Source organism: Paenibacillus rhizoplanae, from assembly GCF_042684125.1.
In the GTDB taxonomy this organism is placed as follows: domain Bacteria; phylum Bacillota; class Bacilli; order Paenibacillales; family Paenibacillaceae; genus Paenibacillus_AQ; species Paenibacillus_AQ rhizoplanae.
Genome location: NZ_JBHUKY010000052.1, coordinates 1 through 8,995 on the forward strand (window position 1 = coordinate 1; position 8,995 = coordinate 8,995).

At 53.8% G+C, this 8,995-nt stretch carries 11 protein-coding genes; all 11 read left to right on the forward strand.

All coding sequences use genetic code 11. The features are described from left to right. Positions 1-519: 519 nt before the first annotated feature. Positions 520-945, forward strand: coding sequence for a hypothetical protein (locus ACFSX3_RS23375; protein WP_209994878.1), 426 nt, complete (start codon positions 520-522; stop codon positions 943-945). Positions 946-1,096: 151 nt separating this feature from the next. Further along, complete coding sequence (locus ACFSX3_RS23380) at positions 1,097-1,336, forward strand: helix-turn-helix domain-containing protein (protein WP_209994877.1); 240 nt, start codon at positions 1,097-1,099, stop codon at positions 1,334-1,336. A 477-nt stretch (positions 1,337-1,813) separates the two neighbouring features. After that, a complete protein-coding gene (locus ACFSX3_RS23385) occupies positions 1,814-2,728 on the forward strand; it encodes a hypothetical protein (RefSeq protein WP_209994876.1) in 915 nt (304 codons plus the stop codon). 159 nt (positions 2,729-2,887) lie between these two features. Beyond that, on the forward strand, positions 2,888-3,031 hold the full coding sequence (locus ACFSX3_RS23390) for a hypothetical protein (protein WP_379256919.1): 144 nt from the start codon (positions 2,888-2,890) through the stop codon (positions 3,029-3,031). Between the two features lie 126 nt (positions 3,032-3,157). Then, on the forward strand, positions 3,158-3,427 hold the full coding sequence (locus tag ACFSX3_RS23395; RefSeq protein WP_379258204.1) for a hypothetical protein: 270 nt from the start codon (positions 3,158-3,160) through the stop codon (positions 3,425-3,427). 372 nt (positions 3,428-3,799) lie between these two features. Beyond that, entirely contained in the window at positions 3,800-4,132 is a 333-nt protein-coding gene (locus tag ACFSX3_RS23400; RefSeq protein ID WP_209994873.1) for a cold shock domain-containing protein, read from the forward strand. A 430-nt stretch (positions 4,133-4,562) separates the two neighbouring features. After that, positions 4,563-5,012: a hypothetical protein gene (locus ACFSX3_RS23405; RefSeq protein ID WP_209994871.1), complete on the forward strand. Its 450-nt coding sequence runs from the start codon at positions 4,563-4,565 to the stop codon at positions 5,010-5,012. Positions 5,013-5,130: 118 nt separating this feature from the next. Continuing rightward, entirely contained in the window at positions 5,131-5,607 is a 477-nt protein-coding gene (locus ACFSX3_RS23410) for a hypothetical protein (RefSeq protein WP_209994870.1), read from the forward strand. Beyond that, positions 5,600-6,202: a hypothetical protein gene (locus ACFSX3_RS23415; RefSeq protein ID WP_379313325.1), complete on the forward strand. Its 603-nt coding sequence runs from the start codon at positions 5,600-5,602 to the stop codon at positions 6,200-6,202. Before ACFSX3_RS23410 ends, ACFSX3_RS23415 begins: the two co-directional genes overlap by 8 nt. A 38-nt stretch (positions 6,203-6,240) precedes the next feature. Next, positions 6,241-6,474, forward strand: coding sequence for a hypothetical protein (locus ACFSX3_RS23420; RefSeq protein WP_209994868.1), 234 nt, complete (start codon positions 6,241-6,243; stop codon positions 6,472-6,474). Beyond that, on the forward strand, positions 6,474-8,995 hold a 2,522-nt coding region (locus ACFSX3_RS23425; protein WP_209994867.1), incomplete at its 3' end, for a hypothetical protein. The genes ACFSX3_RS23420 and ACFSX3_RS23425, both read left to right, overlap by 1 nt.

The window sequence follows — 8,995 nt, forward strand, 5'->3', positions numbered from 1 at the left end:
GACGTTATGATGCCGGATGAGATGCCGATATGAAGGAGGTGATTCGATGAAGATAAACCGCAGATTAGTCCGCCGGGACCGTAGACGCCTTTACGTGCTACAGGCCGGCGACATTTACGCTGAAATTAACTTACGGCCGCAAGGTGTACGGCTTGGCTAACGGACTGTCTACGCGCCAACGTTGACGGCCGCCTAACTTCCGCGCCTACCGGTAACGCCAATTGCCGGACCATCTGCGCGGTTAACTGATTACCCTTACCAGCGCCGCCAAGCGTCACAACGTAGTGCGTCAACACTACGCGTAACAACCGTATACAGCGCCAAATGTGTGCGAGATTCATCCGGACGGCCTCTTCTAATCGGGCGAGGGGCTGTCCTTCTGTTTGATTATACTGGTTAATACGGGTTAGGGGAACATACGTTTCATTTTTGAGTTAAAAAATTCAATTCTCCTAACCTGACTTTTTGAGAAAAGGTCGTATAATGCTAATAGATCAATCTCGGGGAGGTGCTAACGAAATGGAGCCAGGCGAAGGCGCAGTCGAATTTATGCGCGAGATCACGGAGGGTATGACGCTAGAAGAGGTGCGCGAGCTTTATCGGCACATGATGCGGATACCGCCGGACGACGCGAAGGTTAAGCGCTGCGCGACGTGTAACTATTATTTCCGCGATAAGACTCGGCCCGGCAACGCGAAGGTCTGCGGACCGTCGTGTAAGACCGTACGCAAGACGGAGCAGAAGGCGGATCAGCGCGCGCGTAAACCCGTCGAACCGAAGAAGCCGAAGAAAGAGCGCCGTTACGATGAGGCCGCGTGGCTCGCGGGGATATGGCGGCATGAGGTTCCGTTCGATCCGGGTAAATTGCCGTACATACAGGCAGCGCGAGAGCGTTATAGTCGGATGGGTGGGCGGAAAAAGCCGATCCGTAAGGTCGATTACTAATACTTTTTAGCTGGCGACAAGTCAGTATTAGGGGAAGGGCCGCAAAGGGCTCTTTTTATTTTTGCGCTTCGAGCCGGCTGCCTGGCGATTCGAGGCCGCTTTTTATTTACCTACTCAGCAAAAAAAATGCGCAATAAAGGAGGCTAACGCTATGAATATCGACCATACCACCGTAAGAATGCTCCGGGAAGTCCACCGTCTAACGCTATGCGAAATGGGCGCACTACTAAACGTCTCGGCTTCGCATCTCTGGCGGGTGGAGAAAGGGGAGCGCGCTATTAATGAGGATATGCAGCGCAGGTGTATCGCAGAGCTCGAATTAACTCCGGCTAAGCTTGAGCGGATTATTTCGATATACGAAGAGATGCAAAGTACGTTAACCGCCAGGTAGACACTACAGCGGTCATAGTACTACGCATATCAACGTTAGAATCCGCAAGCATGTAGACTACGGGGAACAGCGCCCCTCCGTCTCGTATCCGTCCAAGACCGGGACGAATCCGAATATATCAATACTATTTTATCCGCGCATAGTATAGAAGTTATTATTATATATCCGGACGCGCTGATTTTGTGCGGCTGGGGCAAGGAACGTAGTGACGCGGCAGAATCCTTTAAGCTCAACGATCGGTGTTAACACCGTACGCGAGCTACACGTTATTACTGGTGTTACTCATATATTAACTGCGCTGATTTTAAAGAAAAGATTGACTGATATAAGAGGGGTAGAAACCCGTAAAAACCCGAAACACCGCGCTACGTATGGGCTGCGGGGTTTTTGGTGTGTTCCTGAAAAGCAGGGTATTTCCGGGGTTTTGTGCCTGAAAACCAGGGTGTTATTTATTTCACAAAGTATAGGAGGGGTTAAATGGCAGTCGATAGATTAGCGGAGCAACGGAGATGGGCGAATCTCACTCCTAACGTAAAGCGCGGTCTCGTCGGACAGAAGGCAGCGCTTGAGGAAGAACTAGGCGGACGTCTCGCGGAATTTGAGCTCACGCTAAAAACAACGGAAGCACAGAGACGCGGCCGCCAAGCGATCGGGCATCTTGCAGCGCATTCGGAAGAGAACGGTGGTTTTGTATTCGCGCTATTTAACGGCTGTATGACCGCCGCCGAACGATTCCCCTCACTTACACAATCGGACCTGGCGCGCCTTATGTTCATCGGCACTTACACGAACTATGACGGCCGCCTCCAGCACGATAACGGCCGCCCGATCGAACGGAATACGCTCGAAAGGCTGCTTAATATGAGCCGCGCGCGCTTCTCGGAGTTCTTCCGTAAATTGATAACGGAGGGAATCGTTACGGACGGCGACGAACACGGCGACATCTACGTTAATCCTTCGATATTCTATCGCGGGACACTGGCGGACGCGGGCTTCAAGCTGGACGAATACCGGCATACGCGGTTATTCCGTGGGACGGTACGCGATCTCTACGAGAAGTATAACGGCCGGACGATTAAGCAACTTGCGCTGGTATACGCGGTCCTTCCTTTTGTGAATTTCGCGTGTAATATCGTTTGTTTCAATCCGGAAGAAAACGACGAGGAACGCATTAAGCCAATGGATTTAGATAGATTGGCCGCGCTGCTTAACTACAAGGATACGCAAAGCTTACGCAAGGGGCTCGAAGCGATCACGCTCGACGGAAAGCCGGTCTTTTACCTGCCGCATAATATCCACGATAAGAGGAAACGTCGCATCGTCGTTAATCCGCGCATTGTGTTCGCAGGATCAGCCGAAAAATTAGCGGCGATCAAAGTACTGTTTAACTAACGTGACCGTCCGCACGATATGACGTAAAACTACTCGGTTAACATGCGGGAACAATCCAAGGCACACCGCTAGGCCACGAACGGACAATGACGAATGAATAACAATCTATGGCGCGACGCAGCCGGCAACATCCAAGCATATACGGAGGATCGCGGAATCATGACGAAGATTCGCCGCAGCTACGACTTTCCGATCAGCGCTACGTATCGGAGGGACGGCGCAATCTATGCGCTGCAGTACCGCGTACCGGCCGAGTATAGCCGGACCGTACGGCGCATGTTCGGTGTTAAAATCACGGAGTAACCGCCTGAAATTAGGCGCGCAAAGGTTCGGAGGTACAAACACCTTCCGGCCTTATTTGGCGTGCTCATTTACGGCGGTACGCAAGGGAAAATCGACATATATGCACATAAAAGGGGAGACGTAACTATGCACATAGTCCACGAATTGAAAATCGAAGGCGACACAGTAAACGAATGCGTCAGCATTTACGTATCCGCCGCCAGCATTAAACCGCGCGAAGCACTCCCGCGCTCGTATCCGGTTAATCTCCTGCGTGATCCGTTCCAGTCCGCAGCCGAATCGTTGTCTATCGGCGCAGCATGGTCCAGGAAGCTCGACAAGAACGCAAAACTAACGTTTTCGTCCAACGTTCCCGACGTTGCAGCGCTGATCGCGGAGGAGTGGGCGCGAGGATGAATGAACGACAGGATGACGCAAAAACGTACTGCCCGTATCTGAAATCGGACTGTACGTGTGCATTGCTCCATGCAATGACGAAGACAGACAAGCGCTGTAAGGTAATGCGCGGAGAGGATTCGATACCCTGCCGCTACCTTAGCACGCAAGTAGCTAGACGATAACGGACAAGGGGGCGCTTAGATGGAGATTGAGATAGCCGAGATCAAAACGGTCAAATATCACCGAATAGTCCGCCTGCGAAACGTGAAAACGGGGCAGCAGCGGTCGCTCACTTTCGGCGATAGTGTTAGTGATTTTTGGGTATATACGGCCGCGCCCCGTTTCTGGAAGAATGCTACACCAATACAAATACGAGAGGGAGAATAAATAATGTTCATCAATTCACCAACGCATAACGGAGGCCCGGAAACCGGCGAGTCACTCCCGGAGATTGGCCCGTCCATCGCCACAAGCCCGCGCGCACCAAGGAAAGCAGCAGCGCCCCGTCGGCAATTGCTTCCGGGCGTCATTTGTTCGTACTTCCCGGAAAAAGCCTTCGGGTTCGTCAAGGTACGCGACCTACCTGACCATTTCTTCCACATAAGCGCGCTGTCTGACGATTCCGATACGCTGTACATGACCGCAGGCGACCGCGTACAAATCGAAGTAGGAACGGATAAGAACGGCCGGCCATGCGCTACCTTCGTTAAGCTGGTGGATTGATGACGGACCGCCTAGCGCTTGAGCGCGTCACATACGCGCACCTTGCGATTGTCAACCTGAAAGACGGACGGATTGCCGCCGGCGCTCGCTTATCGAAACGGAGTTATACGGAAGATGGACGCGTATGGTATGAGCCGTACGCTGTGTGCTCGCTGTACTACGATTCAGTACGCAATAACTCAACGCGCCAGGCAATCCCGGTAATCGCTGCGGACATACTGGCCGAAGTTGATCCGCTAACAGAGCTTTTAATCCTGCGTGGCAGCACTCCGCAGTTTATGAGGTATCGCGAACATGAGGCGCTTATTAACGCCTTCTCACTTTCGCGCAGAGTCGCGGTAAAGGTAGCGCACAAAGCGAGAATCGAGCGAAGCATACCTGAACTGATGGCGCTGGCTAATGACGCAATTGAACGAAAGGAGAGCGTGACATGCGCCCTTTAATCATCGCGGAATACCTACCGTTCGAGGGTATTACGCTATTTTGCGTGGACATCTACGGTGATGACGGCTATCTCATACAGCCATTTGTGCTCGCGATATCTGACCCGAGCGTATGTATCTACGCTATGCGATACTTCGCGGAAGAACGCCATATTGACACGTTTGACGTGTGGACGGCGGACCGGGCGTTATATGGCGCGTGCATGGGAGAACCCGGCATAACCGTATTCGCCAAGCATCCGAGCGACACGTACACGGCCGCCCGCCAGAACGTCGAGAGAGACCCGGATATATTCCGCGAGATGTACGTACCGCAGCAGGCCGAAGAAGCGCCGAAGCTACCGCCGTTACCGAAATGGCGCGCCTGGCTATCGAAACATATCAGAAACCTACTAACCAAAATCGAAGGAGACGGTAAATATGATGAAATTTACTAAAATCGAAGAGTACCAACGGGAGCAGGACGCGGTATCTAGTAAGCGCGCAGGTATTCAACGCGACCGAGATGCAGCGCTCGAAAAGGTCCAGGCGATTAAGGCGGAGTATGCCGCGACTATGAGACATTCGTTTGAGTCCGGCGCAGATGTGACGGCCAAGCTTGACAGCTTAAGCGATCAACTCGCAGCCGCCGAGAAGGACTTCCAGCGCAAAGACCTCGCGCTTACGATGAGCGCCGGAGCAAAAGCGAAGATGCCGGCGGACGAAGTTATGCAAGCTTGGAATACGGAGTACTTGCCGAGATACCGCGCGGAAGTGTTTAGCCCGTTGCTCGATGCACTCGAAAAGGCCCGCGACGAATATTACCGGGCTTATGCCGCATGTGCTGCGTCTGTGAAGGCGATCGAGGACGAGCAGCAAAGCGTTGTTTATACGCTCGATCCTAATTACGGACGGGGTAACCGGTATATCTACAAGCTGCATACACCGGACTATTTCAGCAAGACGGCGGCCCATGTCATTAAGCCCGAGGATATCCAAAGGCTCGCGCTCGGTCAAAAGCCGGTCAACATGGACACGAAAGGCGGTGCGTAATATGAATTTCGCTAAGCTCCGCGAGATGGAAAAGTTATCGAAAGGCAATCCGGCTAACATTGCCAAATTTACCGCAGCGCGTAAAGAATACGAAGAAACAATTGCAGTCCTATTCCCGGAGGATTCGCCGATCCGTTTTGTAGGCAGCCCGGACGAATCGTACGTAGCTGACGCGGAGGCGCGCGCTAAGGAGACCGGAGACGCAGAAGATATTGCCCGCGCCAGCCTATTGCGTGATCGCCTTAACGCATACGAGCAGGACGCTACCGCACACATTGATTTACGCACGACAGCGACAAGCCTGCGCGCGAAACTGCGGAACGGGGATGAACTTACGGAGAAGGACGTACGGGACGCGTGGCGGCTCGCGAAGCTGAACGCCTCGATTGATAACGTCTCACTATACTCGCAGGTGAAGAAAGCGCAGGAGAATCCGTCGGAACGGCCGCCAGCAGCTCCGGAAGTCGCAAAGGTGACCGGAGAGGACGTCGAAGCAGCGCGGGCAGCGGCGCAAGCTAATCCAAGCTCGCAGAATATCGCTCGCTTCTCAACCGCGAAGAGAGAATACACAGCTCAAATTGAAGCTTCCGAGTAATTCGGGGGCTTCTTTTATTTATAAGGGGGAATCGGATAATGGACGAATTGTATCGGATTAATGTAGAAGGTATCCTAACGCAATCTGGGTTGCTCGCACAGGTTAATGCCTCGGTAGGGACAGACGAAGAGAAAGCGGAGGCTATCCGCGAATCACTACGCGGCATCATGGGCGCTATGCAGAATATCGGAGTAATTCCGGCAGCTCAAGCGGTTGAGGAAGAGATCATCCTCGACGTGCTTACGCCGATCTTAGCGGAGGTGCTGCGATAATGGCAGGCGGGACCAATGTAGGCGAAATACAGGCGCGCATAACGCTAGAAATGGGCGAGTTCCGTAGGCAGATGGACGAAGCACGCCGCAGGATTCGTGAGCTTGAGCAGGACAGTAGGCGCGGGGCTGACGGTATGCGGGATTTCGGCTCTGCACTGGCGGGCATCGGGGCAGGAGCGGCATTAAACAAGTTAGTCGCAGAAATGAAGCAGGCCGTCGACGCGGCTACGAAATTGCACGCGGCATTTGCGGGGCTCAACGCGGTTGCCTCCGGGTTTGGTATCCAAACGAAAGACGCACAGCAGGCGGCGCAAGACTTAGCTAAGCGCGGATTCCTGTCGCTTACCGAATCAGTATTAGCATACAAAACCGCAATGTCGACCGGATTAGGACTGGAAAAGTCCACGAAGCTAATTAACGCTTTGGCGGACAGCGCTGCGTATAATCGTCAAAGTTTTTACACCATGGGCTCGGCCATTCAAGCCAGTTTAGACGGGATCAAGAACGGGAACTCTGTACTTTCCGATGCTGTAGGCGTGACTAAGAACCTGTCGGTCCTACAGAAGGAGTATGCGGCGTCTATCGGAACGACAGTAGGTAGATTAACCGATGGCCAAAAAATCGAAGCTGCGTATCAAGGGTTTTTGCGTGAAACTGCTATATTTGCCGGCAATGCCTCGGAAGCAATGGAAGGGTATACCGGATCACAGGCGCGGTTTGCCCAGGCCACGAACGGAGCATCGGTTGCGCTCGGAGAGTCATTCACGCCGCTATTCGCTACCTTATTAGAAACGTTAACCCCGACGATTATCGCGTTCGCAGACTTTACCAGCGAGAACAAGGCGCTCGTATCTGCGGCGGCAGCGTCTTCGGTCGGTGTGTTAGGTCTTGTTACGATACTCGCGACGGTTCCTCCCGCGCTTAGACTTATCGCTGCCGGCTTGAAGGCGGTAGAACTATCGGCCGGTCCGGTCGGCTGGGCGATCCTCGCAATCGGAGCGGTCGGCGCAGGCATCGGCTATCTAACGACAGCGAACGCGGAAGCTACGGCTGCAACGAAGGCGCTGGCGCAGGCTCAGACGGACCTTAACGCAGTTCTAAGTAAAGCGCCGCTCGACCGTACCGTTGCAGACGTTGAAGAGTTGAAGTCCAAGACGGAAGAGTTAGCGCCAGTACTCGAAGAACGCGCCCGGCTGCAGAAGCGCCTTAATGAGCTGCACGCCGCGCAGGAAAACGGAACGTGGATGCCGGAGATGCTCGGCCAGGTGATGGAAGTTAACGATGCAATCGGCGAACTAGACGTTAAGTTAGAGGAGCTGGGCTACGCGAACGTTGAGCAGGCAACGGAGAAGTTCGGCGAGATGACCGCGTTCGTCAAAGCCGGCACAATCGCACTCACCGCTCAAGAAAAGGCCGAGGCGTCGGCGTTAGCTACGAAGAAACAGACGCTCGTCCAGATGAGCGCATTAGCTTCGGAGTTTAAGACGCTGAACTCGGTTCAAACGCTCGACGCAGCGCAGAAAAACCGCCTCGTTGATATCACCGAAAAGTTGATCGAACAGTACCCGGAACTTAATGCGCGCCAGGGTGAAGACGGCCGCATACGGGCTGATAATATCGACGTGATTATCGACCAAATAGCGACCGATAAGCGTTTTACCGATCAAGCAGCCGCGAACGCATCGACACGTATCCGAAACAACGCCAAAGAAGCGCAAGCGGTAGCTACGTCTGTAAAGTCGCAAATTGAGAACCTTACGAAGCTGAGCAACGCGCTCGCCATCGTATCCGGCGCAAAGGCGAGTTCGTTCGCCGACGACGTCGCAGCACGTGAAGCGGACAGATTGCGTAAGACCTCCGGCAACGTTGGCGACATCGTTACGAACGGATTACTCACGCAAGCAGCAGCGGCCGGGGCGAAAGCGGAGGTTGACGCCAAGGTTGCAGAAGCGCTGAAGAAACAGCAAGCTAACGCAGATGCAGCGCGGGAGCTCGAAAAGCTGGCCGCAGCCGTGGAGACAGGGACGCAGGACTTCACGAAGGATATTATCGCGCCTGACCCGGATAAGCCGCCGAAGGAAGCGAAGGGACCGAAGGAAAAGGCCGGCAAGACTGCCGCAGAAATAGCCGCCGAATTGCGTAAGAAGCTGTTCCAGGACGAGCAGGCCACGATCCAATATCAATCGGATATCTACGATCTGACCGCAGACAAGCAGATTGAGAAGTACGAGGCGTTGAAGAAGAAACACGCAGCGTATCTCAAGGAATCCGTAGAAGACGCGCGCACGCTTAACTTGCAGCTCAAGCGGTTAGGGGAGGATTCCGTTCAGTCTCGTTATGATTTCAGCAACACGACGATTGAGCAGGAGGTCCGCCGCATGGAAGACGCGGGTAAGACGGAACGCGAAATCGCTAATCAGCGCCTCTATCTCTGGCAGCAGCTCCGTAATCGCTACGGCAAGGATTCGGAATATTACGCGAAAGCGGATGAGCAGGCGCGCGCTGCCCGTAAGGACGTCGC

What these genes read in the sequence shown, in the direction of transcription:
- ACFSX3_RS23405 (WP_209994871.1), top strand. Translation starts at nt 4,563, where the DNA reads ATGCGCCCTTTAATCATCGCGGAATACCTACCGTTCGAGGGTATTACG.
- ACFSX3_RS23380 (WP_209994877.1), top strand. Translation starts at nt 1,097, where the DNA reads ATGAATATCGACCATACCACCGTAAGAATGCTCCGGGAAGTCCACCGT.
- ACFSX3_RS23390 (WP_379256919.1), top strand. Translation starts at nt 2,888, where the DNA reads ATGACGAAGATTCGCCGCAGCTACGACTTTCCGATCAGCGCTACGTAT.
- ACFSX3_RS23385 (WP_209994876.1), top strand. Translation starts at nt 1,814, where the DNA reads ATGGCAGTCGATAGATTAGCGGAGCAACGGAGATGGGCGAATCTCACT.
- ACFSX3_RS23420 (WP_209994868.1), top strand. Translation starts at nt 6,241, where the DNA reads ATGGACGAATTGTATCGGATTAATGTAGAAGGTATCCTAACGCAATCT.
- ACFSX3_RS23395 (WP_379258204.1), top strand. Translation starts at nt 3,158, where the DNA reads ATGCACATAGTCCACGAATTGAAAATCGAAGGCGACACAGTAAACGAA.
- ACFSX3_RS23375 (WP_209994878.1), top strand. Translation starts at nt 520, where the DNA reads ATGGAGCCAGGCGAAGGCGCAGTCGAATTTATGCGCGAGATCACGGAG.
- ACFSX3_RS23410 (WP_209994870.1), top strand. Translation starts at nt 5,131, where the DNA reads ATGAGACATTCGTTTGAGTCCGGCGCAGATGTGACGGCCAAGCTTGAC.
- ACFSX3_RS23400 (WP_209994873.1), top strand. Translation starts at nt 3,800, where the DNA reads ATGTTCATCAATTCACCAACGCATAACGGAGGCCCGGAAACCGGCGAG.